We start from the raw sequence: 25,926 nt of genomic DNA on the forward strand, positions 1-25,926 counted from the left end.
GTACCTGACATGGCATTGATTGAAGGTTTCCGCGTCCGCAACTACCGGGCCTTGCATGACATCACGCTGGGGAAGCTCTCAACCGATCAGGAGGGAGACCCTCTGACCCCTTTCACGGTGGTCATTGGCAAGAACGGCGTCGGCAAGAGCACGCTGTTCGACGCCTTCGGCTTCGTCGCCGATTGCTTGAACACCGATGTGGAGACCGCCTGCGATGGCAAGCAGCGCGGTGGCTTCGAGCGCATGCGCTCGCTTGGCATCGACGAGCCGATCCAATTCGATATTTACTACCGCGAAGCCCCCGGCGAACGGCCCATTACGTACGAGTTGGCGATCAACGTGGACCGCACTGGACGGCCTTTCGTCGAGTCGGAGGTGCTGAAGCAGCGTCGCAAGGGCCAGAAGCACGGCCGACCCTACCCCTTCCTCCGTCTGCACCACGGCGTCGGCAAGGTGTGGGCGGGCGAGGAGGCCGTCGAGACGGAGAGCGGCGAGGAGGATCGGGCTCAGGAAGATGTGGAGCTGACAGACTTGCGCCAGTTGGGCATTGCCACGCTGGGCACCCTCAAAGAGCATCCGCGCATCAAGCGCTTTCGGGACTTCCTGAAGGGCTGGTACCTGTCCTACTTCCACCCGGACGCTGCCCGCAGCATCCAGCCGGCGGGCGTCCAGCGCCACTTGAACATCCACGGCGACAACATCGGCAATGTCGTGCAGTACATGGAACGTGAGCACAGGGAGCGTTTCCAGGCCATCTTGGCCCGCATCGCGGCCAAGATTCCCGGCGTGAGAAGTATCAAGACGGATGTGACGCAGGACAAACGTGTGCTGCTGCAGTTCAACGACGGCGCGTTCTCCGACCCGTTTTACGCGTCGCAGATGTCCGACGGCACGTTGAAGATCTTCGCCTACCTGCTTCTGATGGAAGACCCCGATCCACCGCCCTTCATCTGCATAGAGGAGCCGGAGAACGGGCTGTACCACCGCCTGCTGGACTCCCTGGCGAACGAATTGCGCGCCCATGCGACCGGCAAGAAGAATGCGCCGCAGATCTTCGTGACCACGCACCAGCCCTACTTCGTGGACGCTCTGTCGCCAAAGGAAGTCTGGATACTGGAAAAGGGTGCCGACGGCTTTTCAGCCATCCGCCGAGCCTCCGACATCGAACTGGTGCGCAATCTCGTGGATGAGGGGCTTCCCCTGGGGGCCTCTGGTATAGCAACTACCTGGATGCGAGGTAGGCATGCACATCGAGGTACTGGTGGAGGACAGTTCCGGGGCCAAGTTGATCGAGACGCTGTTGCCCGCCGTCATCGGGGCACAAGGCGAGCCGCACACATGGCGCGTGCATGACTACAAGGGCATTGGCCGGATTCCCCAAGGGCTGTCCAAGATGGAGGCACCGCTCAAGAAGACGTTGCTAGACCGTCTGCCGGCTATTCTTCGTGCGCATGGCAAGACGCATGGGATCGACGCGGTTGTAGTTGTTCTGGACAGTGATCGCCGCAACTGCCAGCAGTTCCTCGGTGAACTGCAGACGCTGCTGAACCAGTGCGACCCCGCACCACGAACGCTTTTTCGATTGGCGATAGAAGAGATGGAGGCTTGGTACTTGGGCGACAGGGAAGCACTTCTGGCAGCCTACCCTAGGGCCAAGAGGGACGTGCTGGCCCGCTATCAACAAGACAGTGTCTGCGGCACATGGGAGTTGCTGGCCGATGCGGTCTATCCTGGCGGCCAGGCAGCCATTCGCAAGGCTGGTTGGCCGCTGCCGGGACAGATCAAGCACGAGTGGGCCGAGAAGATCGGCCCGCGCATGAGCGTCGAGGTCAATGCATCGCCCAGCTTCCATAAGTTCCGTGAGGGGCTGCGTCGTCTGATCGCCGAAGCAAGCTGAGTCATGGTGTTACGCATCGCCGAAGCACTCACCGTGAACTTCGGCTGCTGTGTGATGTGCACCGGGGCCCGTGCCCGCTTGCCGATCACGGGTGTCAAGCTCGGTTCGGCGTTTCTGTAGAACATGCAGGACATCCGAAGGTCACCATGATGTTCTTTACGCCACCCCGCGAACACTTTTTCCGCCCGCTCACCCATGACAACCGTGAGCTGTGCGCCGCCGTGCTGCGCTTGCTGCACGAGCGGGTGCACGGGGCCAACGCAGACTATGCGGAAGTGCTGACACGCGAGCTGGTGCTGGAGGTGATCCAGCGCGCGCTTGGCGATGCCGCGCTGCGCGCGCTGGCGTTCGGTGCAAGCCAGACGACGGTGCGAGCCGAAGACGAACGCACGTATGCCAGCGAACTGCTGCGCAAGCTCAAGGAGCATGGCTGGTTGGAGGATTACCGCGACCCCATCGACCTTAGGCCCACGCTCAAGCTCAGCCGCGCGGGCAAGGCCTTCAGCGAAACCTTCGCCAACCTGGACGATTCGCGCGCCAAGACCCGCCAGCGCAACATGCGCTCGGCGCGCAAGGCGCTGGCGGCCTTCATCGCCACGCGTGACGCGGACGAGCTGCTGGACGCGCACGAATTCGCCAGCCGTGTAGTGCAGGACCTACAGGACGACATCGAGTATTTCCGGCACCTGATCCAGAGTCTGACGCGCGAGGCGCTGGCGCAGAAAGTGGCCTGGAACGAGTTCAACGATTTCATAGAGAAGCGCTTTGCACGTGAATACGCGGTACGCCTGGTGGCCGATTCGGCCGAGCGCCATCGCGGCCAGATCAACGAGGCGCTGGAAGAAGTGCGTGCCCTGGATGGCAACCTGCGTGCACTGGCCGATGCTCATCTGTTGCAGCGCGCGCCCTGGCTGGAGCAGCAGGTGCAGGGGCGCAGCCCCATGCTGTGGCTGGCCGACCGCATCGAGAGCATGGTGGAGGCCGCTTGTGGCCTGAAGCTACCGATGCTGCGCTCGGAGATGAACAACTACGTGCGCCGCTTCACCAGCCTGCTGCGCCAGGCGCTCTCGCTGGACTACGGCGCCGAGTCGCCCCTGGGCCGTACCGTGGCGTGGCTGAAGGAGCGGCCAACAGCGGAACATGACCTGCTGCTGGATGTACTGGCTCGCCGCCTCGCCGCCAGCGAGATCCGCCTGCCCGGTGGCGTGCTCCGCTGGACGGTACGCGACCGTGAAGCCGCGGTGCCCGAGCAGACGCCGCTGGTGGTGGACAAGGCCAGCCGCCTGAACGCGCTGCTGCGTCAGGCCGAAGCCGAAGCTTTCGCCTTCAGCGACCAGCAGGTGCTGCAAGGTCTGTTGCCGCACCTGTCGCAGGGGCCGATCACGCTGGCCTCACTGCCCGTCGCCACCGCCGAGGATGCCGTGCGCGTGCTGCATGCGGTGGGTGCGGTGCGTTCGACCGAGGGGCGTCGTCTGGTGCGGGCGCGTAAGACGACGGGTCAGGTGCGCACCCCGTACTTCCAGGCTGACGACTACGAATTGCGCCCCGAACCGTCGGATTCGGTCTCTGACAAGGCGGTCTGAATACGATGCTGCAATCCCTTGCCCAGTTTCTAGACCAGCGCCTGGCCACCGAGGGGACCGGCACCGTCAAGCCTGCGCGCTTTGCCGAGCTGGCGGGGCGCCTGCTGGCCAGCGGCGTGGTGTGGCGCGAGCAATCGCAGCCCGAGGCCGGGCTGTACGATGATGCCCTTCAATGCGAGCAATTGTTGCGCGAATGGTTTGCCTGTATCGGTTTCGTGCTGGTGCACGACAGCGACGCGCGCCTGCTGCGGCTGTATCCGCCGGGTGAAGGTGGTGGCGAGGACGAAGAAGACGGCGTGCGCCGGCTGCGCGCTCGTTTGTCGCGCGACTTCGTCGCCGCCGTGATCGCGCTGCGGTTTCTCTACACCGAGGCCCTCACCGGCCGCCGCCCCCTAGTGGACGAACGACTGACGATCAGCTTGGAGGAGTTGTCGCAGGCCGTGGTATCGCTGCTGGCGCACAAGCTGCCCAACGCGGCCAGCGAGCGCCTGGCCTTGCTGCGAGAACTGCGCAAACACCGCGTGCTGCATTTCGTCGAGGGTGACGATGCCGGCGACATGCAGATGGGTCTGGCCGTGCTGCGCCCGGTGATGAGCTTCGTCAGCGACGAGGCTATGGAAGAGGCCTTGCGGATGGTGGGCCGCAGGCTGGACAGCCGGGTGCCGCAGCCACCTGCCGGAGGGCCGCGGCACGAGGACCGCAGCACATGAAGATCGGCAAGCTGCTGACCTGGCACTGGGGCTCGCTGGAGGATCGCGAGTGGCCGTTCGCCGATACCGTGCTGCTGACGGGCGAGTCGGGCTCTGGCAAGTCCACCCTGCTCGACGCCATCCAGACAGTGTTGACGGCCGCCCACCAGCACGTGGTGCAGTTCAACGTCGGCCAGGACGAATCCACGCAAAGCCGTCGCGGCGGCAAGGAGCCGCGCACGCTGGCAGCTTATGCGCTCGGGCAGCAGGCCGACGGTGTGTTCTTGCGCTCGCGCTCGACCAGCTACGCAGGCATCGTGTTCGAGGCGTCCGAACAGTCCGCAGAGCAGTTGGAGCCCTTCACGGCGCTGGTCGCCGTGGAGGCTTTCGAGGATGGCCGGCGCGCGGTGCTGCAGGGCGCGCCGCAGTTCTTCATCGTGCGCCGCGCGCTTTCGCTCGATCATCTGGCCCGTCGTGCAGGGGAGGCGCTCGCCGCTTCGCCGCTGCCACTGAAGGAGCTGTACGTGCAACTGCAGCACCGGCTGCAGGTGGGCCGTGACAAGGCCGGCACTGTCGTGCAGCGCTTTCCGGACAAGGGAAGCTACCTGCAACACCTGTATGGCGCGCTGATGGGCAAGACAGCGGTGGGCGAGAGCGACGCCACGCGGGCGGCCAAGTCCATCGTCAAGGCCATGGCCTACAAGGAACTGGGCAACGTCAACGACCTGGTGCGAGACGAGATCCTGGAGCCGCACGACTTCAGCCGGGACCTGGACAAGATGCGCGAGCTGATGCGTTCCATCGCCGGCCTCAAGGCCGAAGCCGAGCGCTTGGCATTGAATCTGGAGCGGCTGGAGACCGCTGCGGCCAGTGCCAACCAGGTGCTGGACGAGGCGCGGCGCTTTGTCACCACCACCATCGCGCATGCGCTGCGCGCTCGCAGCGAAGCGCAGGACGAGCTGGCATCGGTGCAGCGCCAGATCGGCATTCAAGACAAGAAGCAGGCACAACTGCAAGAAAAGCTGGCCTCGCTCGAAGCGCAGGAAACCCAGTTGCGGGAGCAGCTGCGCCTGGTGGACAAGCGCCTGGACGACAGCGATGTGGCGCGCGAGAAGCAGGCGCTGGAGAACCAGATCAGGCTGCAGGCCGACCAGTTCCGCCTGCATTGGGGGCGTGTGCAGGAGGCCGCGCGCGGCATCGGCGGGATGGTGGCACAGCTTGGCCAGTTGCTGACGCTCGACCTGTCTGCCGTCCCCGCGCTGGCTGCTGCGGTCGAGGCCTTGCGCCCCGCCGCGCAGCAAGTGCTCAAACCCTGGCCGGCGATGGCGGGTGCCTACTCGCGCGATGCCGCGTTGGACGTGATGCTGCCCGCCTTCGAGCTGGAGGTGTTCGATGCCCAACTGGTCGCCTTGCGCCAGGGTATCCACGAGGGCGATGCCTCGGTGCAGGGCGCCGTGCTGCAGGCGCTGACCGACGTGGGCATGCGGCTGAACCAGTTGAGGGACGACGCCACGCAACGTGATGCCGAACTGCGTCGGCTGCAGGCCGGCCGTGCGCAGGGGCCAAAGGATGCGCATGACGCGGTGGCGCTGATCGAGGGCGAACTCCCGTCGGCAAGACCACACCTGCTGGCGCAGTTGGTGGAGCCGCGTGCCGGCACGCGCTGGCAGAACGCCATCGAGGGTTACATGGGCGGCGACCGCTTCGCGATCATTGTCGAGGCCGGCATGGAGGCGCGTTGCGCGCGACTGGTGAAGCAGCACTACCCCGTGCGGTCGCCAAAGGTCGTGCAGGGCCGAAAGGCGATGGAGGACACCGAAGGCCGTCAGCTCGAAGCTCGCGCCGTGCTGCACGAACTGCAGTGTCGGCACCCGGTGGCCAACGCCTTCCTGATGGCGCAGTATGGCCGGGTGCGCAAGGTGGACAGCGAAGAGGAACTGGCTCGCACCCCGCAGGGCCTGATGGAGCAAGGCCTGGGCAGCCGAGGCTATGGCATGTTCGCGTGCCGGGCGCCGGACGGCGAATTGGCCTTTGGTGAAGCCGCCCGGCAGCGGCGGCGGCAGTGGTGCGAAGACGAACTGCAGAGGTTGGCCGGGGAAATCCGTGCGATGGAATCGTTGCGCCAGTCGCTGCAGATGATCACCCGCATGTTCAACGGTGCCGTGTTCACGCCGCTCACGCCTCTGCTGCTGGCGGTGCTGGAGAGCCAGGCCCAGCATGCGCACGCCGCGCAGGCGTTGAAGGCGCTGGACTTGTCCGCCATCGACGCCTTGCTGATCGAGCAGAAGGACTTGAAAGACCGCATCGAAGCCGTCCGCACGCACCACAGCGACGAAACGGAGCAGGTCGGGGCCACGAAGCAGGCCTTGAGCGGCTTGTACCGACGTGAGGCCGACCTGGAGATCCGCCTGCCCGAGCTGGACATCGCCTGCACCAACGCGACAGTCTGGGCCTCGCGCTTCGCCGACGCCGTCCCCACATTGGCCACGGAGCCGCAACTGCTGGCCGAGGCCGAGGCACTGGCGGCCGAAGCCGACACCAGCCTGGACGCGCTGCGCCACCGCGTGCTGAGTCTGCGCGAGAGCCTGCCGCGCACTTTGCGCGAACTGGCCCAGGGTGTGGGCGCCTACCTTTCCGGGGCGCGCGACGACAGCGAGCGCTTCGCCTGGACCGACCCACCGCGCAGCATCGACCGCCTGGAAGAACTGCTCCCCCTTGTCGAGCGCACCCGGGCTGCCGTGGCCGAGCAGGCACAACGCCAGCGCGCCATCGGCTTGGCCGACAACGCCCGCTTGCTGCGCGAGGCCGAAGCGCAGTTCAACCACGTCTTTACCAGCAGCTTCTGCTTCAAGGTGCGCGACGACGTCAAGCAAGGAGCGCTCACGCTGCAGCGACTCAATCGCCATCTGCAGGACATCCGCTTCGGGCACGACAGCTTCAAGCTAGAGTGGGACTGGGTGCCGCGCTTGCAGAAGGTTCAGGAGTTTTTCGAGGCTGTCGAAGGTGCCGTCGAAGGGATGGAGCACGATCGCGGCTCGATTTTTTCCTCACCCCGCCTCACCGACGAGCAGCGCGCCACCGCCGAGGAGATCCGCCGCCTACTGCTGGCCAACGACCAGGGCGCCAGCGAGCGTGCGCTGCGAGAGCTGGCGGACTACCGCAACTACCGGCGCTACGACATCGTGCGCAGCAGCCCAGTGGGCAGCACGCGGCTGTCCACCTGGGGCACAGGGTCAGGCGGTGAGCTTGAGACGCCTTTTTATGTGGTGCGCTCGGCCGTGCTGGCGCATGCCCTCGGGCACTTCGGCCGCGACCGGCGCGGGGCACCGGCCTTGCGCCTGATGCTCAGCGACGAGGCTTTCTCCAAGATGGATGAATCGCGCTCGCGCAGCGTGCTGCGCTTTCTGTCGCAGACGCTGGGGCTGCAACTGGTCGTGGCCATGCCCACCTCCAAGTCAGGGGCGGTCAAGCCCGAGTTTGACAAGGAGTTCACCTTCTCGAAGGTCATCGCCCACCGCGGCGGCCAGGAACTGTTTGTCAGCGAAGCGCAGGAAAAGACGCTGAACCGCCCGGCTCTGGCCCGCTTGTGGGACGCGCATGCCGAGCAGGCGCGCGAAGCCGCACGAGCGCGATGGCAGGTGGAACAGAATGCGCAACCCGGGCACGCCGTCAACCCGGTGCCGACATCTAGTGATGATCCCGCAGCCTGACCCTGCCCCGTGCCATCAGCGCCCCCACAGCATCCCTTCCTGCTCAGCCTGGCTCGGCGGTTACTCGCCAAGGCGGAACGCAGCACTGCCACGGGACCGGTTCGTTTGCCGCTCGACCGCAAGACTGCGCCCGAACTGTATGACGCTGCTGACGCGGACCAGATCGAGTTGCTGCGCATGCAACTGGACGACCTGCTCGGTACCGGCTGGATGGCATTGCAACTTGCGCCGCCGCGCGCCTTCGCGGGTTTCACCGATCGCAAGCCCCGGCTGGAGTTGTGCGACTTCGACGCGCTTGCAGCCTGGGCCGGCTACACGCCTCAAGCCCAGCGCTGGCAGCGGCAATGGCGAGAGCATCTGGCGGCGCACTGGGCCGCGCACCCGCACGCAGCCCCTGCCGACCCCGTGGCCGTGCTCGACTACCTGGCCCGCAACCCGCTGGCGCAGATGGAGGCCCTGCCGCTGGCCGATGCTACCTGCAGCCTCGTCACATTGACCGCGCTGTGCCGCTCGGGGCGTCGGATGGCGTTGCGTGAGGCCTCGGCGCAATCCTTCCAGGGCCGCTCCAAGCTGCTGGATCATCGTGAGGAACTGCTGCGCCTGCTCGGCGCAGCGTCCGGCCAGTTCTGCGAGTCGCCGATCCAGTTGCTGCTGGCCCCTCCCGCTCGGCCACATGCAGGTCCGGACGGCTTCGCGGACGTGTTGTTCATCGAAAACCTGGCTACGTTCGAGCACATGGCCGATGCACGCGCGCCCGACTGGGGCGGCAGCTTGTTGGTCTACGCCGCGGGTTTTCGTGGCAGTGCGCGGCGGCTGCGATCAACCGGCGGCTGCCGCCTTTACTTGCGGGCGCCCGCGTCCGTCGGTCATCTGCCGGTCATCGAATCCTGGCTGTTCGACACGCAAAGCGAGCACCACCAACTGCCTGTCCATTTTTTCGGGGATCTTGACCATGCCGGTATGCAGATCCTCGCCAGCCTGCGCGCCGTGTTTCCGCACGCCAGTGCCTGGCGACCGGGGTACGCAACGCTGGCACGCTTGCTGGCACAGGGCGGCGGCCACGCTCCGGGCTTGGCCGACAAGGCGCAGCAGGTCGACCCGGGTCAAACGGGCTGCGCTTATGCAGACGGTGAGCTGCTCCCCTTGCTGCGGGAGCAGGGGCGGGTCATTGACCAGGAGGCTTTCGATCCGGAGCGCATCGACGGAGACAGCGCATGACGAACGGACCGGGGACGACCGAGCAGGCGGGTCAAGCACCGTCGCGGACGGGGTGGACGACGTTCTTCGCATCCAGCTTCATGATGAATTGCAGATACTCCCATGCCATGAAGACAAACTCCGACCCGTCCGCATTGCGCTTGAACCCATAGAGCTTGGGGCAGTTCTTCAAGTGGTCCCGCTCTTTCCTCTCCACCAGCGATTGCGCGGCCGCCATCAGATCCTCGGTCTTGATCGCGGCCGCCGAGAGCAACCTGCCTCCTTTCTTGTCGAGAAAGGCTTGGATGGTCAGGTGTGGAAAGAGGAAACCCTCGTCCTTCCGCTCGATGGCATGTAGCCTTTTGTGGTATTCGGTCTCCTTGCCGGACGGCAACTTCAGCCGAATAGAGAACGAGTCGTGGTCGCGTCCCCACTGCACCCGGCTCGCAAGCCCGCGGATGCCCGAGGAACTGTGCTGGATCTGCCAAGCGTCAATTCCGGCCAGCAAATCCAGTTCATCCCTGAAGTTACTTGCAGCAACCGCCTCGACGGGACGGAGTGTGCCTCCGCCAACGAGAGGCAATCGAGACACTTGCGGCCAGACGATGTCCTGGAAGTCCCGAGCGCTGTCGCTCAAGGCAGCGATGATCTCGCTCGCTGGCGCCCTGGCGGAGAACAGTCGAATGGGGCGTGTGTCGCTCATTCGTCGGTGCAGTTGCTGGTGTAGGCGGATTGAAGCACAACGTTCAAGCCGACTGGGTAGACCCCACAGACGACCGGGCACTCGTCGCTGCCGTCACCCTTCATCTCGGGCGGGAAGGTGTCAGTACCGCCTACTTGCGCCACGTGAACCAGCAACTCCTGTCTGAGCGAGTCAGGCGATAAATACCGTCGCGCGCCGCAGTCCGACGGCAAACGCGGTTCTGATGCTTCTGAGCAACTGACGTCAGCGCTTTTGGATGTCGAAAGCATTTGGCTCTCGAGTACCGCTCGGCCCTTTTCGCGCCCGGCACGATGACGCCGTGAAAGGCCCGGGCCAGTTCCTTCTTCCCCCTTGCCCATCTTGCGGAGCTGGTGCAAATGTAGGGGGTGGCGCGGGAGGGGCGTTTTAGATTGCTGCAGGGGCGTAGCGTCCGCGCGGCCCTACGTCAGGTGGCGCAAGCCTGGCGCGTCGACTGGATATGGAGAATTCTCCAATCGCTTCCCAGTACCGGAAACGACGAAGGGGTCAGGCTTGTGGCCTGACCCCTTGATATTTTGGCTCCCCGACCTGGGCTCGAACCAGGGACCTACGGATTAACAGGCCAGTGGTCGAATCCAGCGCTAGCCCGCATGTTTCCTAGCATTCTTAGGTGCACGTTTCCAATACTTTCGTCTCCGATGCTCAGGTTCTTCCGGGGCTGGGCGCTGCGCAAATCACTGTATATTGGAACGCCAAGCGGAGGGGTGACATGGACGAATGGGTCTTGGATCACGGGCTTGCGCAGCCGCAGTACCTGGTCGCAGCCGAGTTGCTAGACACGGCGCTGAAGCTCTTTTACGTCGGTGAGTGCTACTACGCGGCGCTCCACCTGGCCGGCGGAGCAGAAGAGCTGTTGGCGAAGCTGTTGGAGGGCCAAGGGCGAACGGCAGCATTCGCTGACATGGTCGAGGCCGTCGTCACGTTGAGCCCCCTCGTCGATCCTGGCGATCCCCTCGACCCGAAATGGGTGAAGTGGCGCCTCAACGAGGCTCGCAACGCGACGAAGCACGACCGACCGGACGGGCATGTCCGCTTTGACCCGCGGGCGGAGGCCCAGGATCTGCTCGATCGCGCTGTTAGCAACTACTATTGCGCAATGGAATATGTCCCGTTGCCGGAAACAGTGCTGATTCGGCGATTCCTTGGGCACGAACATCTGGGCAAATTGTGGTGCCCGTCCGATCAGCCGGGGACTGGTTGAAAACGTCCGGCGCCCTTGACACGCTCCAGCTCGCTGCGCATCACCAACCGGCGTCCGCCCGGCTTTCGGTTCACCAGGATGTTTGCCGGCGATCCTCACGAAGCCGCCCTATCGCGGAGAGGTCGGAGTTACGTGTTCTGCGCCCGATTAGGGCTTACTGTCAGCGCTGCGGGGGCCGCTCTTGTCGGAAGGTCCGATTAGGCTTCGATACGAACCGCTTTACCTGTGCGTTCAGCTCCGCGCTGTGGTAAAGGTCCAGGCATTTCAGCAGGTCGAACTTCACGCCCTTGACTTCGGGCTCGACCAGCGGGTTGTGATAGTCGCGGGCAAGGTAGCGGTTCACCAATGACATGATCTCATCGGGACTGTTTTCCAAGTCGTAGTAGGTCCAGTCTCGCAGCGCACTGACACTGCTGCCTGCATCCGTTGCTGCAGAACGATTGTTTTGGTAGGCAGTGGCGATGCATGTGGCCAATACCATGTCCTTGTAGTTCGTCGCATACGTCCGGCCCGCGGCCTCGGGCGAGTCGATGGCACGGTCCTTGGCGCAGGCGGCGCCCGAAACGGCGAACAGAAGCACCGTAGCAAGACAGCGTCGAATCATCGCAAACTCCAAAAGTTGGCCCGGTCGGTGCGGTAGTTGACGCCTGGCTCATTGAAGTAGCAATGGTCGTAGCAGATGCTGCCGTCCCAGAGGGTGGCATGCCCCCGGGCATCTCTCCAACCCGTCACCTCGAACATGACGACGCCTTTCTTGCCGGCAAGCTGACCTCCTCCGGGCGGCGGATAAGGCACAACGAGATCCGGTTTGCCCCACTGCTGGGTGAGAAAGCTGATGAGGTCGGGCACCCTGTAGAAGTAGTGCCGCTTGTCAGCACCCGTTACCGTCGCTTCGGGGCGCGCGGGAATCAGCACGCCCGACTGGTTGAGGATGTAGCTCATCCGCACCGCACAAGTGTTGGTCCACTTGTAAGGCGCCGGGGCGTTGATGTTACGGGCGACGGCGCCTCCCACTACCTGGGCCACCTTGCCGCTTGAGTCGGACGGCGAGTAGATACGCAACGATGCCGCCCACGCGGCCTCGAAAGTCGGACGTGTCATCTTCTCTCCCTGTTTGATCTAGCGACTCGAAATCATAAGGCGAGGCCGCCGCCGTCTCTTTTTTCGTGCGTGTCGCTCGCGCATGCGCACGGGTTGGGCCCGAGGCCAAGAGTGCCGACGATCACCAATGCCGGGTTGCTCGCTCGTGTAGCACATGAGCAGGCTCACGCGCCTGGTCCTGCTTCAGCATGCGAACCGGCAGAGTCCACGCGTCTGCCAAGCGGACTTCGATCCGCAGAGGAGAGGCCGAGGAGCCGTGATGCGCTGTAGCGCGGCGCATGGGGAAACCGGGCATGTCGGCTGCGGCTAGGCAGGTCTGTGGTGGGGGGATCTGCTCCGCACCGGCCTGTGGCAACCAGGGCAGCACGGCTCTTAGGCCCGTTGCCTTCACCGCTTGTTCGGTCGCCCAAAGGCGTTGAGACTGCCGGGCCCCGCCTGCCTTCTCTCGGGCACCGCTAGCGCAGGAATTGACCGGTGGATGACGAGGACGGCATCAAGGCGCTTGGCCAGCCCGACGAAGTGCTGTGGGCCGGGATGACGGCGCGCGCGGCCTGGCGCAGCTGTTCCTCAGCCCTGTTCGCCCTCCGGGACAGTGCCCCAGGTGCGGTTCGATCTTGCTTGAGAGGGCCGCGTAGCGGCTTGCCGCGACTACTGGATATTGGAAACTCTCCAATATCTTTCCAATATCGCCAATGACGAAGGGGTCAGGCTTGTGGCCTGACCCCTTGATATTTTGGCTCCCCGACCTGGGCTCGAACCAGGGACCTACGGATTAACAGTCCGGCGCTCTACCGACTGAGCTATCGGGGAACAGAGCCTCGCATTATAGGATGGTTCTTTTGATCTTTACAAGTCTGCCTGCAAAGAAAGTTGAAAACTTCTTGGCGCCAGGGGGTAGAGGTAGACGTGGTTGAACTGGTAGGCCGACTCGCGCCAGGCCTGCTTGTCGAACAGGTTGGTCACGCCGGCGCGCCAGCGCAGCGTCGTGCCCTGCCACCTGTGTTCCTGCAGCACGGCCATGTCGTAGCGGGTCCACCCGCCGATGCGGGCGCTGTTGTCGGGGTGGGCCATGCGGTTGCCTTCATACACGGCAGCCGCCAGCACGCTGAGGCCGGTCACCTGCGGTACCGCATAGCGGGCCTGCGCCTTGAGGCTGCGCTTGGGGACGTTGGCGGGGCGCTTGCCGTTCACGGCCGGGTCGCGGCTGCCCTCGCGTTCGGCGTCGAGCAACATCGCGCTTGCGTCCAGGCGCCACGCACCGACTCGCATTGCGCCGGCCGCTTCGACACCGCGATGGCGGGCGCTGCCATCGAAGGCCCAGGTGCAGGGTGTCGGGCTGCACCCGGCCACCGGGCGGTCGATGTCGAACAGGTTGACGCTCCAGTCGAAGCGGGTGCCGGTGGCCTTGACGCCCACCTCGACCTGGCGGCTCTTCAAGGGCCGCAGCGTCTCGCCTGCGTTGAGGTAGCGGTCGCTGCGGTTGGCCACCACCTCCGACTCGCTGCCGCGGCCCCAGCTCACATACGCCATGTGCTGCGGCATGAACTGGTAGCTCAACGCGGCCCACGGGGTGCTGAACGACTGGTCGTAGTCGGTCGCCTCGGTGCCGTCGGTCTGCACGCTCTCGCGGTGCAAACGGGTATGGCGTAAACCGAGCCAGGCACTCCACTGGGGGTTGAGTTCGATGGCATCGCGCAAATACCACTCGGTCGAGCGCTCGGTGCGGTTGCGCCCCGGGTAGAGCATGCCCACCGACGGCGGGACCTCGGTCTGGCCGTCGTCCGTCCCGACGCCGGCGATCTCGTAGATCTGCGGCTCGACGCGGGTCTTGTAGCGGCTCAGCAGCACGCCGGCGGTCAACTGATGCTGCAGCGTGCCCGTCGCGAAGCGGCCGTCGGTGTAGAGGTTGAGCGCGTCGGTGCGGCGGCGTTCGTTGTCGCTCACGTACTCCCACACCGTGAATCGGCCGTCCTCGGTGAAGCGGTCGCACGGGTTGCACTCGTAGCTGACAGGGTCGTACAGCCCTAGCGGAAACGCCATGCGGTCGTCCATGTGCAGGCGCTGGGTGCCGAAGTGGGCGGTGCCTTGCCACTCGGGGCTGAAGCGGTGTCGCAGTCGCAACGAGGCGGTGTCGCCTTGCATCACCACCGGTTGTGACCAGGGCTGGTTGTTCAGGTTGGTGCGAGGGTGGTCGGGCTCGGGAACATCGTTGCCGCGCAAGCTGAAGCCGGCCTGGCTGGGTTGGCGGCGCTCGCTCGACTCGACCTCGGCCTCGAGCCAGGTGTCAGGGCTCAAGCGCCAATCGCCGGCCACCGCGACGATCCGTCGGTGGCCCTCGGCATCGTGCAACTGCGGCTCGAGATGTTCGTAAGCGGCGTTCACGCGCAGGCCGAAGCGTTCATCGGCTCCGAAGCGGTCGCCCAGGTCGACGCCCGCCCGCACGCTGCCACGGCTGCGCCAGCCCAGTTCGACCGAACGGATGCGGCCTTCCGGGCGCTTGACCACATAGTTCACCAGGCCGCCCGGTGCGCTGGTGCCGGCCTGGATGCCGCTGGTGCCCTTGAGGATTTCGATGGCGGCCTTGTTGTCGAGCGGAATCGAGGTTTCGCCGCTGATCGGCAGGCCGTCGCGCCGGTAGTTGAAGCGGTTGTCGAGCGTATAGCCACGCACCGTCAGGTTGTCCCAATAGCCTTCGGCGTTGTACGCATCGCTGATGCTGGCGTCGACGCTGGTGATGTCGGACAAGCGGGTCGCGCCTTGCTCCTTCAAGGCTTCCAGGGTCAAGACCTTGGCCTGCAGCGGCGATCGGGCCAGCGGGACGTCGCCGAAGCCGGCGACACCGGCACGCGACGTCGGCGACTGCCCGGTGACGCGCACGGCCGGCAGCTGCGACGGTGTGACGCCGTCGCCGGCTTGCGCCCGGGCCAGTGGCGGCACCAGCAGCGCGCAGGCGAGTGCGACGGGTGTCAGCCGGCGGAGCAGGTGAGGGGGGTGGCATGCCATCGTCTTGTCCTTCATTCTCTTTACTTCGATCGACGGCAGGGGCGGCGCGTGCCGGCCGACGCGGGCGGTGCCGGCGCAGCACGGCATCGCGGTCGACGGGCAGATGGCTTCCCTGCGCGAGGATTACCTCAACAGGTTCGAAGGGTTTGTTCTCAGTCGGGCTCGCACGGTATCGAACGGCCCAACACCCCTAGCGGATGCGTCCGCATCGGACGCAAAGGCGCATTATCCGGCAGCGCCGGTCGCCGGCCGCAGCGGCGGCGGACGCAAAAAAGCCCGCAGGGCGCGGGCTTGCAGGAAGGAGCAGGAGGGGAGCGTCGGCAACGCCCGCCGCTCACTCGTCGAACACCGGCGTCTCCACCCCCAGCATCTTGTGCAGCTTCGGGCTGGTGGTGGTGTATTGCAGCTGGATGTGTCGGTCGGGAAACACCCGCGGCGCCGCGCCGAAGGCCGCCAGCGCGGCTTCATGGAAGCCAGACAAGATCAGCTTCTTCTTGCCCGGGTAGGTGTTGATGTCGCCGACGGCGAAGATGCCGGGGATGCTGGTCTCGAACTTCTCGGTGTCCACCACCACCTGGCGGCGCTCGAGCGCCAGCCCCCAGTCGGCGATCGGGCCGAGCTTGGGGCTCAGGCCGAAGAACACCAGCAAGGCATCCAGCGGCACCACCCGCGTCACCGCGTCGGCCCCGGTCACCTTGAGCCCGGTCAGCCGGCCGTTCGACTCTTCGATGCCGGTGGGCTGACCGACCAGGAACTGCATTTCGTGCGCTTCGCACAGCGCCCGCATGCGGGCCACCGACGCCGGCGCGGCCCGGAAGCCGTCGCGCCGGTGGATCAACACCACGCTGGCGGCCTTGTGGGCAGTGTGTTGCGCGAAGTGCAGCGCCCAGTCGAGCGCGGAGTCGCCGCCGCCGACGATCACCAGCTGCTTGCCGGCGAACTCGGCCGGGTTGCGCACGCGGTAGAACAACTGCCGCTCGGCGTATACGTCGAGGCCTTCCACCTTGAGCGCGCGCGGCTGGAAGGCGCCGACGCCGGCGGCGATGAACAAGGTCTTGGTGATGAAGTGCAAACCCTTCGACGTCTCGACGTCGAAGCGGCCGTCGTCGCGCCGCTGCACGCCGCTGACTTCCTGGCCGTAATGGAATTGCGCGCCGAAGGGTTCGATCTGCTGCAGCAGGCGTTCGGTCAGTTCGCGGCCGGTGCACACCGGCACCGCGGGGATGTCGTAGATCGGCTTGTCGGGGTACAGCTCGGCGCACTGCCCACCGGGGTAGGCCAGTGCGTCGACGACATGCGCCTTGATCTCCAGCAACCCGAGTTCGAACACCTGGAACAAGCCGACCGGGCCGGCGCCCACGATCACGGCGTCGGTCTCGATCGGTGATGCCCCATGCCGGTGCGACGACACCGTTTCACCGGCTGCAGCAGCTGCCGTCAGCAGGGGCTCCATCGCGCCAGGCTCTGCCACCGCGCGATCAGCGAACCAGCTCGGACAGCTTGCCGGTCTTGTCCTTCCACTCGTCGGCGTCGGGCAAGGCGGCCTTGCGCTTGGTGATGCTGGGCCACTTCTTGGCCAGCTCGGCGTTCAGCTGGATGTAGTGCTGCTGGTTACCGGGCACGTCCTCTTCGGGCAGGATGGCGTTGACCGGGCATTCAGGGATGCAGACCGCGCAGTCGATGCACTCGTCCGGGTCGATGGCGAGGAAGTTGGGGCCTTCCCGGAAACAGTCCACCGGGCACACGTCCACACAGTCGGTGTACTTGCAGCGGATGCAGGCCTCGGTCACTACGTGAGTCATACAAAGTCTCGTATGGGGGTTGGGGGCCGCCGTGGGGGCCGGCCGAGTTCTATGGTCCGCCGGCGATTTTAAGGGTGGAGTCTGCTTGCCGGGGGATGATCCGCCTCAAGCAACTGACAGGCAGGCTCGTCGTCGTCCTTGTTGTCGCGCTCGGAGGCGGCCTCGGGCGTTCGGCTGCCCGTCGTCGCTGTCTCGCGTGCGCCGGCGCCGACCACCACCACCGTCGGGCGGCCGGCGTGCAAGACGCTGGCCTGGGCCAGATGGGCGATGCGGTGTTCGCTGTGCAACTGGTCGGGCCAGCCGGCGCGCGAGACCACACTCACCGGCGTGTCGGCCGGCCAGCCGGCCTCGCTCAACCGGCGCGACAAGGCGCCCAACTGCTTGCCCGCCATATAGAACACCTCGGTGTCGGCGGTGCGGCTGGCTTTCAGTTCACCGCTGCGGGTCATGGCCGTCGTCAGGCTCACGCTGCGGCCGTTGCCGCGTCGCGTCAGGGGACGCTTCGTTCCCGCCGCGGCGGCCAGCGCTGCCGTGACGCCCGGCACCACTTCGGCTTCGAGGCCGGCCTCGGCGACCGCCTCGAGTTCTTCTTCCAGCCGGCCGAAGATGCTGGGGTCGCCGCCCTTCAGCCGCACCACCAGCGCGACCTCCCGGGCATGCCGGACGAGCAGCGCGTTGATCGCCGCCTGGCCGGTGCTGTCGGAATAGCCGCGCTTGCCCACATGGACCCAGCGCGCGTCGGGTGCGAACTCGCGCAGCGCCGGGTCGGTCAGGGCGTCGAACAGCACCACGTCGGCCTGCGCCAGCAGCCGGGCGCCGCGCAGCGTGATCAAGTCTGCTGCGCCGGGGCCGGCACCGATGAACGCGACCTTGCCCATCGTCGTCGCTCGGGTGGCGCTCAGGCCGCGGCCTGCACCAGCAACGCGCCGCTGGTGCGGTTGCTGGCCGGGTCGACGATGATCAGCGAGCCGCCGACGCGGTTGTCCTGGTAGGGCTCCACCGGCAGCGGCTGCTGGGTTTCGATCACGACGCGGCCGATGTCGTTGACGGCCAGCTCATGCGTATCCGTCGCCTGCAGCGTGTGGATGTCGAGCCGGCTTTCGATCGACGCGATGCGCGCCTGCACCCAGCGGTTGCCGTGCCGCACCCAATACTTGCGGCCGACCACCGCCGGCTCGGTGTCGAGCCAGGCGAGGGTGGCGGCGAAGCGGTTGCTGTCCTTGACCGACTGGGGCGTGGCGATCCAGTCGCCGCGCGAGACGTCGATCTGGCGGTCGAGCACGATGCCGGCCGATTCGCCGGCGACGCAGACGTCGACCACTTCACCGGCGCGGCGCACCTCGGCCACCGTGGCGACCTGGCCGCTCGGGAACAGCTGCACCTGGTCGCCGGCCTTGACCTGGCCGTGGGCGATACGGCCCCACAGCGTGCGCGGCTGGTTGCCGGTGCCTTCGCCTTCGCGGGCCACGTATTGCACCGGCAGCAGCAAATTGCCGGTCTTGCGCTCTTGCGTGGTGGGCAGCGACTCGAGCAGTTGCAGCAGCGACGGGCCCTGGTACCAATCGGCGGCCAGCGGCGTGGTGACGTTGTCGCCACGCAGCGCCGACACCGGAATGATGCCGGCCACGGCAATGCCGGCCTGCTCGGCAAAGCCCTGCAACGCCTCACGCACGGCTTCGAAGGCGGGCTGGGGGTCGGCGATGGCGTCGAGCTTGTTAACCGCGAACACGATGCTGGGCACGCGCAGCAGATGCGCCAGCAACGCATGGCGGCGGGTCTGCGGCAGCAGCGCCACCGGCTTCGCGTGGGTGTCGAGCTTGGTGATGTCGACCAGCACCACGGCGGCATCGCTGCCCGCCGCGGCGGTCACCATGTTGCGGGTGTACTGCTCGTGGCCGGGGGCGTCGGCGATGATGAACTTGCGCTGCTTGGTCGCGAAATAGCGGTAGGCGACGTCGATCGTGATGCCTTGCTCACGCTCGGCCTCCAGGCCGTCGGTCAGCAGCGACAAATCGATCGGTTGGCCGGCGGCGCGCTTTTCGAGCGTGTCGAGCTGGTCGGCCAGGATGGCGCGACTGTCGAACAGCAAACGGCCGATCAAGGTGCTCTTGCCGTCGTCGACGCTGCCGGCGGTCAGGAAGCGCAGCGCGCGGTGGTCGACTTCTTGCGCCACGGCGGTGGTGGCAGTGTGGGCGGCAGACATCAGAAATACCCTTCCTTCTTGCGGCGCTCCATCGAAGCGTCCGACGTGCGGTCGTCCATGCGTGTGGCGCCGCGTTCGCTGATCGTGACGGTGAGCGTCTCGGCGACGATCTCGGCCGGCGTGGCGGCTGGGCTCTCCACCGGGCAGGTGCAGGTCATGTCGCCGACGGTGCGGAAGCGCACCTGGGCGGTCTCGACCGTTTCGCCGGCCTGCACCGGCGTCACGTCGGTGACGGGCACCATCAGGCCTTTACGGCGCACCACCTGCCGGTCGTGCGCGTAATAGAGGTTGGGCAGCGGGATGTTTTCGCGGGCGATGTAGAGCCAGACGTCGAGTTCGGTCCAGTTGCTGATCGGGAAGGCGCGCATGTGCTCGCCCGGCTTGATGCGCGTGTTGAACAGCGTCCACAGCTCGGGGCGTTGTTCCTTGGGCTGCCACTGCCCGAAGCTGTCGCGGTGCGAGAAGATGCGTTCCTTGGCGCGCGCCTTCTCTTCGTCGCGGCGGGCGCCGCCCATCAGCACGTCGAAGCGGTGTTCCTCGATGGCTTCGAGCAGGGTCACCGTCTGGTGGCCGTTGCGCGACTCGAGCGGGTGCGACAAACGGATGGTGCCGCGCTTGATCGAGTCTTCGAGGTGGCCCACCACCAGGCGCTCGCCCATTTCGGCGACGCGGCGGTCGCGGAACTCGATCACCTCGGGGAAGTTGTGGCCGGTGTCGACGTGCAGCAGCGGGAACGGCAAACGGCCCTTGAACTCGCCGTTGCCCAGGCTGTTCTTAAAGGCTTTTTCGGCCAGGCGCAGCACCACGCAGGAGTCCTTGCCACCGGAGAACAGCAGCGCCGGGCGCTCGAACGCGGCGACGGTTTCACGCAGGATGAAGATGGCTTCTTCTTCCAGCCAATCGAGGTGCCGGCGGTCCAGTTCCGGCAGAAGTTTTTCGACGCTCACAGGGGCGTTCATGCTCGGGCTCCGATGATCGATACAGCAGCAGCAGGGGTTTCTTGATGCGACACGTGCAGCCCGCATTCCTTGGCTTTTTCGTCTTCCCACCACCAACGGCCGGCGCGGAAGTCCTCGCCCACCGCGATGGCGCGCGTGCAGGGGGCGCACCCGATGCTGGGGTAGAACTCGTCGTGCAGCGGGTTGTAGGGCACGTCGTAGGTGGCGATGTAGTGCCAGATGTCGTTCCAGCTCCAGTCGGCCAGCGGGTTCAGCTTGGTGCGCCCGTTGTCGTCGGTGTCGCTGAACGGCACGTCGCCTCGGTTGGCCGATTGCTCGCGGCGCAGCCCGGTGACCCAGGCGCTGCGGTCTTTCAACATACGCGCGAGCGGCTCCAGCTTGCGGATGCCGCAGCACTGCTTGCGCAGGTCGATGCTTTCGTACATCGCCTTGTCGCCGTGGCGGCCGACGAAGTGCACCACCGATTCCGCCACTGGGTGGTAGACCTCGACCTGCAGGCCGTAGCGGGCGTTGATGCGGTCGATCAGGCTGACCGTCTCGGCATGCAGCATCCCGGTGTTCAAGGTGGCGACCGCGATGTCGAGGCCGTTGCGACCGATCAGGTCGGTCAGCACCATGTCTTCCGCGCCGAGGCTGGTGGCCTGGACGATACGCCCGGGGTTCTGGGCCGCCGCGGCTTGCAGCACTGCCTGCGCATGCGCGAGGCGGGCGGCGAAGTCGGGGGTGGGGCGGGCGTAGAGGTCGATGGCGGTCATTGGGTAACCTCCGCCGCCCCCGCAGAGGCCTCGCGCTTGAACAGCGGCTGGTGCTGGTGCACGTCGCCCTGGTAGTAAGACGGGAAGAAGCCCAGCGTGCTGCGCGCGATCTCGACGCTCTGGCCGGCGCGCAGCACCACGGCATCAACGCCGGTGCGGGCCAGCAGCGGCACCATGTCGACCACCACGTCGCCGACCGCGCGCACCTGGCCCTGGAAGCGGAAGCGCGTGCGCAGCAGGCGGGCCTGGCTGTAGGCGCGGCCGTCGGTCCATTTCGGGAACTGCAGCACCACCAGGTCGAGGCGGGGCAGGTCGTCGGCCAGCTCCTCGATGTCGGCATCGTTGGGGAACACGACGCCGGCCTTCAGGTCGGCGGGCCAGGTCGCGCGCGCTTCGCGCCATTGCGCCCAGCTCAGCAGGGTGCCGGCGGCCGGGGTCACAGGCTGATCGTCGGCCACGGTGTGCCAGCGGTCTTGTTCGGGCGTGATGAATTCCATCTCGTTGCTCCTCCTCACGCTGCGGCCAGCGCCTTGTTGCCGGTGGTGCGTCGCACGGCATTGGCGGCGACCTTGAACGGTTCCAGGCCGACGCGCTTCACCGTGTCGATGAAGCGCTCGTTGGCGCTGCGCTGGGTGCGGTAGGTTTCGACCACGGCCTCGATCACGTCGGGCACTTCGTCGGCCGCGAACGACGGGCCGATCACCTTGCCGGCCACCGAGGCGCCGCTGGCCTGCGTGCCGTCGGAGCCGCCCAGCGTGATCTGGTACCACTCGGAGCCGTCCTTGTCGACGCCGAGGATGCCGATGTGGCCGGTGTGGTGATGGCCGCAGGAGTTGATGCAGCCGCTCATGTGCACGTCGATGTCGCCGATGTCGTACAGCTCGTCGAGGTCTTGATAGCGCTCGGCGATGGCTTCGGCGATCGGAATCGACCGGGCGTTGGCCAGCGCGCAGAAGTCGCCGCCGGGGCAGGCGATCATGTCGGTCAGCAGGCCGATGTTGGGGGTCGCGAAGCTGGCGGCCTTGGCGGCTTGCCACAGCGCGTACAGGTCGGCTTCGCGCACCCACGGCAGCACCAGGTTCTGGTCGTGCGTCACGCGGATTTCGCCGGCGCTGAAGCGGTCGGCGATGTCGGCAGCCGCTTCCATCTGCGTGTCGGTGATGTCGCCGGGCGCCTGGCCGACACGCTTGAGCGACAGCGTCACCGCACGGTAGCCGGGGAAGCGATGCGCGTGGACGTTGCGCTCGAGCCAGCGTTGGTAGGCCGGCGGTGCATCGGCCACCGGCGCGCCCAGCGCGTCGTTGGCGGCACCGAAACGCACGCCTTCGGGCAGGTCGAAGTACTGCGCCACCCGGTCGAGTTCTTCCTGCGGGATCAGGTGGGAGGCACCGTCGACGTCGTGTTCGAGGATGTTGCGGAATTCTTCTTCCACGTCCTCGATGAAGCGCGGACCTTCGGCCTTCACCAAAATCTTGATGCGGGCCTTGTACATGTTGTCGCGCCGGCCGTAGCGGTTGTAGACGCGCACGACGGCCTCGATGTAGACCAGGATCTGCTGCCACGGCAGGAACTCGCGCACCACCGTGCCGGTGATCGGCGTGCGGCCCATGCCGCCGCCCACCAGCACCTTGAAGCCGACGTCGCCCGCTTCGTTGCGCAGCAGCTGCAGGCCGATGTCGTGCCAGGCGATGGCTGCACGGTCTTCGGCCGCGCCGCTCACGGCGATCTTGAACTTGCGCGGCAAGAAGGCGAACTCGGGGTGCAGCGACGACCACTGCCGCATGATTTCGCAGTACGGGCGCGGATCGATCAACTCGTCGGGCGCGATGCCGGCGAAGGCGTCGCTGGTGATGTTGCGGATGCAATTGCCCGAGGTCTGGATGCCGTGCATGTGCACTTCGGCCAGCTCTTCCATCACGTCGGCCGAGCGTTCCAGCGGAATCCAGTTGAACTGCATGTTCTGGCGCGTCGTGAAGTGCCCGTAGCCGCGGTCGTAGGTGCGCGCGATGTGCGCCAGCTTGCGCAGTTGCCGCGTGTTCAGCTCACCATAGGGCACGGCGATGCGCGCCATCGGCGCGTGCCGCTGGATGTACCAGCCGTTTTGCAGCCGCAGGGCGCGGAAGTCGTCGTCACTGAGCGTGCCGGCCAGGTTGCGTTCGAGCTGGTCGCGGTACTGTGCTGCGCGTTGCTTGACGAAACGATCGTCGAACTCGGTGTATTGATACATCGTGGCTTCTTAGTGAATGACTTTGACGCCGGCGGCCACCAACGAGCCGCACAGCAGGGTGCGCACGAGGCGATCGGGCATTTTTTTGGTCAACTGCGCGCCCAACCAGATGCCGGGGATGGAGCCGACCAGCAGCGCCCCCAGCAGGCCCCAGTTGACGTGTCCGAGCGTGGCGTGGCCGATACCCGCCACCAGCGTCAGCGGCACCGCGTGCGCGATGTCGGTGCCGACCAGGCGCTTCGGATCGAGCTTGGGATACAAAAACAGGATCAGCGTCGCACCGATGGCCCCGGCGCCGATCGAGCTGAGCGACACCAGCACGCCCAGGATCAACCCGGCGAGCACCGTGAGCATGGGCTTGCGTTCTTCGGTCACCCAGCGCTGCAGGCTGTTGGCCACCGCCTGCCAGGTCTGCTTGAAGGCGACCGTCACCGCGGTCAGCAGCAAGGCGATCCCGAGCGAGAACGTCAGCGCGCTGGCCCAGCCCTTGGTGACGCCAGTCAGGTGCATCAGTGCGATCGTCGCGACGGCGCCGGGAATGCTGCCGGCGAGCATCAGCCCGGTGATGCGGTAGTCGACGTGGCCGTGCCGGTGGTGGGCGATCGAGCCCGAGGTCTTGGTGATCGCGGCGAACCACAGGTCGGTGCCGATGGCGACCGCCGGGTTCAGCTTGAACACCGACAGCAGCAGCGGCGTCATCAGCGAGCCGCCGCCGACGCCCGTCATGCCGACGATGGCGCCTACGCCGAAACCGCTGAGCACTGCAATGGGATCCATGAAACTCCTCTGTACGCCCACGCCGGCACCGGCCGGTCTGCGGGCAAGTGGCGACTGTAGAGGGGCTCTATATAAAAGAGAACTATTGTTTGGTTGGTTGTTTATCGAATATCGTTATTTGGAGCCGGGGGTGCCAGAGGGGCCTGGCTAGAATTCGGCCCCATGCTGGCCTCCCTACCTTCCCCCATCGCGCCGACGCCGGACGGCCCCGGCGCTCGCCCTTCCGTCCACGCTGTCTCGCGTGCCCAGCGTTGGCGCCGGCGGGTCGTCCACGGCGCCGCGGCGCTGGCCGTGGTGCTGCTCGCCGCCTGCGAAACAGCGCCGCCGGCCGCTCCGACCCCGCCGACGCCGCCTGTCGCGCCGCCTCCGGCGGAGCCGCCGGCCGCCCCGGTGGTCGCCGTCCCGAAACCCGCGCCGCGCCCGGCCAAGATCGGCCTGGCCCTCGGCGGGGGCGCCGCCCGCGGTTTTGCCCACATCGGGGTGCTGCAGGTGCTCGAAGAGAACGGCATCAAGCCCGACGTGGTCGCCGGCACCTCGGCCGGCAGCCTGGTCGCCGCCCTCTATGCGTCGGGCAAGTCGCCCACCGAGCTGGTGGCCTTGTCGGACACGATGGACGAACTCAGCATCACCGACTGGTCGTTTCCTTTCCGCGGCGTGATCCGCGGCGAAGCGCTGGCGCGCTACGTCAACCAGCACACCGGCGGCAAGATGATCGAGCAGATGCGGCTGCCGCTGGGCATCGTGGCGACCGATCTGGGCAACGGCCAGCCGGTGTTGTTCCAGCGCGGTGACGCCGGCGTCGCCGTGCGGGCGTCGAGCGCGGTGCCGGCGGTGTTCCAGCCGGTGCGCATCGCGGGGCGCGAATATGTCGACGGCGGGCTGGTGTCACCCGTGCCGGTGCGCTTCGCCCGCCAGATGGGTGCCGATTTTGTCGTGGCCGTCGACATTTCGTCGCCGCCCGAGGGCAATGCCCTTGGCGACGCGATGCGCATGCTGCTGCAGACCTTCGCGATCATGGGTCGCAGCATCAACCAGTTCGAGTTGCGCAATGCCGACGTGGTGCTGACGCCCAAACTCACCGGCGTGTCCGGCGCCGACTTCACGGCCCGCGGCCGTGCCATCCAGGCCGGCCGTGATGCGGCACAGGCCGCCCTCGCCGACATCAAGGCCAAGCTCGCCGCCCGGCGTCGCGAGGCAGCGGGAGGAGGGAGCGCGACGCTTCCCCGTTGACGTGCGGCGGCGTGTCCCGCTGCCAGCCCGCCGAGCGGCGGCCGCCGTCGTGGGCTCACCCCGACCGCTCGCAGCCCGCACTGACTTTCACGGCGCCATGAAAAAAGCCCGACGGCAAGCCGTCGGGCTGAAGGTACCTTGAAAGGAGGGTTTCGAGAGGTACCGAGGAGACAACCTTTCAGGGAGACCGTGATCACTCACGGTATTTCCACAGATCGGGCTCGAGTCGGGAAGTTCAACCCCGACACAGAAAATTACTTAGACCGCGGCCGGGCGCTTGGCCTGCTGCTTGGCTGCCTGCGTTGCCTTCACCGCGGTGTTGGTCACGGCTTGGAAATTGGCTTCGGCAACATCAGCCGCTTGCTTGGCCGCCTTGTGCACGCTCTCGAACGCATTGTTGGCAGCGGCCACGGCCGACTTCACCAGCGCCACGGCGTTTTCGGTGCCGGCCGGCGCGTTCTTGACGGCGGTGTCGACCACCGACATGAAACGACGCTGGGCTTCCGCCATCTGGGTTTCGGCGACCTTGCCGACTTCCGAGTTGGTCGACGCGGCGATGTCGTAAACATGGCGGCTGTAGGCGGCGGCGCGCTCAGCGGCGGGCTGCAGCAGCGACGCTTGCAGCGCCAGCAGTTCCTGCGCGTCCTTCACGGACAGCACGGCCTGGGCATGCTCGGCGACTTCGCCCAGAGACGCCTTGGCGACCTGGACATTCAGTTCGACCAACTTTTCGACGCCTTCGAAGGCCTTTTGCGTGAGGCCGAAAAGGGTTTCGACTTGGGTCCGTTGGGCGGCGATGAGTTGTTCGGCAGTCAGCATGGTGAGAAACCTCCAGGGGTGGCGACGGTGA

Annotated in this window: 22 protein-coding genes and 1 tRNA gene; 8 read left to right on the forward strand and 15 right to left on the reverse strand. The window is 66.2% G+C overall.

All coding sequences use genetic code 11. The features are described from left to right. The first annotated feature begins 9 nt into the window (after positions 1 to 9). The 6 genes from AAW51_RS10070 to AAW51_RS10095 all read left to right on the forward strand — a co-directional run bounded on the left by AAW51_RS10070 (position 10) and on the right by AAW51_RS10095 (position 9,097). The gene (locus AAW51_RS10070; RefSeq protein ID WP_238947815.1) at positions 10 to 1,353 is read left to right on the forward strand and encodes an AAA family ATPase; all 1,344 of its coding nucleotides are present in this window, start codon (positions 10 to 12) and stop codon (positions 1,351 to 1,353) included. Further along, positions 1,286 to 1,897 carry a DUF4276 family protein gene (locus AAW51_RS10075; protein ID WP_238947816.1) on the forward strand — a complete coding sequence of 204 codons (612 nt, stop codon included), beginning with the start codon at positions 1,286 to 1,288 and terminating at the stop codon, positions 1,895 to 1,897. Before AAW51_RS10070 ends, AAW51_RS10075 begins: the two co-directional genes overlap by 68 nt. A gap of 146 nt (positions 1,898 to 2,043) precedes the next feature. Then, entirely contained in the window at positions 2,044 to 3,480 is a 1,437-nt protein-coding gene (locus AAW51_RS10080; RefSeq protein ID WP_047194514.1) for a Wadjet anti-phage system protein JetA family protein, read from the forward strand. Positions 3,481 to 3,485: 5 nt separating this feature from the next. Continuing rightward, a complete protein-coding gene (locus AAW51_RS10085) occupies positions 3,486 to 4,190 on the forward strand; it encodes a DUF4194 domain-containing protein (protein WP_047194515.1) in 705 nt (234 codons plus the stop codon). After that, complete coding sequence (locus tag AAW51_RS10090) at positions 4,187 to 7,879, forward strand: SbcC/MukB-like Walker B domain-containing protein (protein ID WP_047194516.1); 3,693 nt, start codon at positions 4,187 to 4,189, stop codon at positions 7,877 to 7,879. The genes AAW51_RS10085 and AAW51_RS10090 overlap by 4 nt, the downstream gene beginning before the upstream one ends. A 105-nt stretch (positions 7,880 to 7,984) precedes the next feature. After that, a complete protein-coding gene (locus AAW51_RS10095; RefSeq protein ID WP_238947817.1) occupies positions 7,985 to 9,097 on the forward strand; it encodes a DUF2220 domain-containing protein in 1,113 nt (370 codons plus the stop codon). A 31-nt stretch (positions 9,098 to 9,128) separates the two neighbouring features. On the opposite strand, the gene AAW51_RS10100 is transcribed toward AAW51_RS10095, so the two are convergent. Further along, a complete protein-coding gene (locus AAW51_RS10100; RefSeq protein ID WP_047194518.1) occupies positions 9,129 to 9,779 on the reverse strand; it encodes a hypothetical protein in 651 nt (216 codons plus the stop codon). 748 nt (positions 9,780 to 10,527) lie between these two features. Between AAW51_RS10100 and AAW51_RS10105 the strand changes: the two genes are divergently transcribed. After that, positions 10,528 to 11,019, forward strand: coding sequence for a hypothetical protein (locus AAW51_RS10105; RefSeq protein WP_047194519.1), 492 nt, complete (start codon positions 10,528 to 10,530; stop codon positions 11,017 to 11,019). A 160-nt stretch (positions 11,020 to 11,179) separates the two neighbouring features. On the opposite strand, the gene AAW51_RS10110 is transcribed toward AAW51_RS10105, so the two are convergent. The 13 genes from AAW51_RS10110 to AAW51_RS10170 form a co-directional block, all read right to left on the reverse strand. Then, the gene (locus AAW51_RS10110; RefSeq protein WP_047194520.1) at positions 11,180 to 11,623 is read right to left on the reverse strand and encodes a type VI secretion system amidase immunity protein Tai4; all 444 of its coding nucleotides are present in this window, start codon (positions 11,621 to 11,623) and stop codon (positions 11,180 to 11,182) included. After that, positions 11,620 to 12,120, reverse strand: a complete 501-nt coding sequence (locus AAW51_RS10115; RefSeq protein ID WP_047194521.1) for a type VI secretion system amidase effector protein Tae4 — start codon at positions 12,118 to 12,120, stop codon at positions 11,620 to 11,622. The genes AAW51_RS10110 and AAW51_RS10115 overlap by 4 nt, the downstream gene beginning before the upstream one ends. Positions 12,121 to 12,854: 734 nt before the next feature. Further along, positions 12,855 to 12,930: transfer RNA gene (locus tag AAW51_RS10120), tRNA-Asn, on the reverse strand. A gap of 36 nt (positions 12,931 to 12,966) precedes the next feature. Further along, positions 12,967 to 15,123: a TonB-dependent siderophore receptor gene (locus tag AAW51_RS10125; RefSeq protein WP_047197623.1), complete on the reverse strand. Its 2,157-nt coding sequence runs from the start codon at positions 15,121 to 15,123 to the stop codon at positions 12,967 to 12,969. Between the two features lie 334 nt (positions 15,124 to 15,457). After that, positions 15,458 to 16,576 (reverse strand): NAD(P)/FAD-dependent oxidoreductase, encoded by a 1,119-nt coding sequence (locus AAW51_RS10130; RefSeq protein WP_047194522.1) that lies wholly within the window; start codon positions 16,574 to 16,576, stop codon positions 15,458 to 15,460. A 25-nt stretch (positions 16,577 to 16,601) separates the two neighbouring features. Next, a complete protein-coding gene (gene fdxA, locus AAW51_RS10135; RefSeq protein ID WP_047194523.1) occupies positions 16,602 to 16,925 on the reverse strand; it encodes a ferredoxin FdxA in 324 nt (107 codons plus the stop codon). Between the two features lie 68 nt (positions 16,926 to 16,993). Next, a complete protein-coding gene (cobA, locus tag AAW51_RS10140) occupies positions 16,994 to 17,803 on the reverse strand; it encodes a uroporphyrinogen-III C-methyltransferase (protein ID WP_083438202.1) in 810 nt (269 codons plus the stop codon). A 20-nt stretch (positions 17,804 to 17,823) separates the two neighbouring features. Next, positions 17,824 to 19,128, reverse strand: a complete 1,305-nt coding sequence (locus AAW51_RS10145; protein ID WP_047194524.1) for a sulfate adenylyltransferase subunit 1 — start codon at positions 19,126 to 19,128, stop codon at positions 17,824 to 17,826. Then, the gene (gene cysD / locus AAW51_RS10150; RefSeq protein ID WP_047194525.1) at positions 19,128 to 20,087 is read right to left on the reverse strand and encodes a sulfate adenylyltransferase subunit CysD; all 960 of its coding nucleotides are present in this window, start codon (positions 20,085 to 20,087) and stop codon (positions 19,128 to 19,130) included. Before cysD ends, AAW51_RS10145 begins: the two co-directional genes overlap by 1 nt. Continuing rightward, the gene (locus AAW51_RS10155; protein WP_047194526.1) at positions 20,084 to 20,842 is read right to left on the reverse strand and encodes a phosphoadenylyl-sulfate reductase; all 759 of its coding nucleotides are present in this window, start codon (positions 20,840 to 20,842) and stop codon (positions 20,084 to 20,086) included. Before AAW51_RS10155 ends, cysD begins: the two co-directional genes overlap by 4 nt. Then, positions 20,839 to 21,339, reverse strand: coding sequence for a DUF934 domain-containing protein (locus AAW51_RS10160; protein WP_053013461.1), 501 nt, complete (start codon positions 21,337 to 21,339; stop codon positions 20,839 to 20,841). Before AAW51_RS10160 ends, AAW51_RS10155 begins: the two co-directional genes overlap by 4 nt. A 14-nt stretch (positions 21,340 to 21,353) precedes the next feature. Then, on the reverse strand, positions 21,354 to 23,069 hold the full coding sequence (locus AAW51_RS10165) for a nitrite/sulfite reductase (RefSeq protein WP_047194527.1): 1,716 nt from the start codon (positions 23,067 to 23,069) through the stop codon (positions 21,354 to 21,356). Positions 23,070 to 23,078: 9 nt separating this feature from the next. Further along, positions 23,079 to 23,846: a sulfite exporter TauE/SafE family protein gene (locus AAW51_RS10170; protein ID WP_047194528.1), complete on the reverse strand. Its 768-nt coding sequence runs from the start codon at positions 23,844 to 23,846 to the stop codon at positions 23,079 to 23,081. A gap of 162 nt (positions 23,847 to 24,008) precedes the next feature. Between AAW51_RS10170 and AAW51_RS10175 the strand changes: the two genes are divergently transcribed. After that, entirely contained in the window at positions 24,009 to 25,076 is a 1,068-nt protein-coding gene (locus AAW51_RS10175) for a patatin-like phospholipase family protein (RefSeq protein ID WP_083438203.1), read from the forward strand. A 258-nt stretch (positions 25,077 to 25,334) separates the two neighbouring features. On the opposite strand, the gene phaP is transcribed toward AAW51_RS10175, so the two are convergent. Then, on the reverse strand, positions 25,335 to 25,895 hold the full coding sequence (gene phaP, locus AAW51_RS10180) for a TIGR01841 family phasin (RefSeq protein WP_047194529.1): 561 nt from the start codon (positions 25,893 to 25,895) through the stop codon (positions 25,335 to 25,337). Positions 25,896 to 25,926: the final 31 nt, after the last annotated feature.

Source organism: Caldimonas brevitalea (assembly GCF_001017435.1).
Lineage (GTDB): Bacteria > Pseudomonadota > Gammaproteobacteria > Burkholderiales > Burkholderiaceae_C > Caldimonas > Caldimonas brevitalea.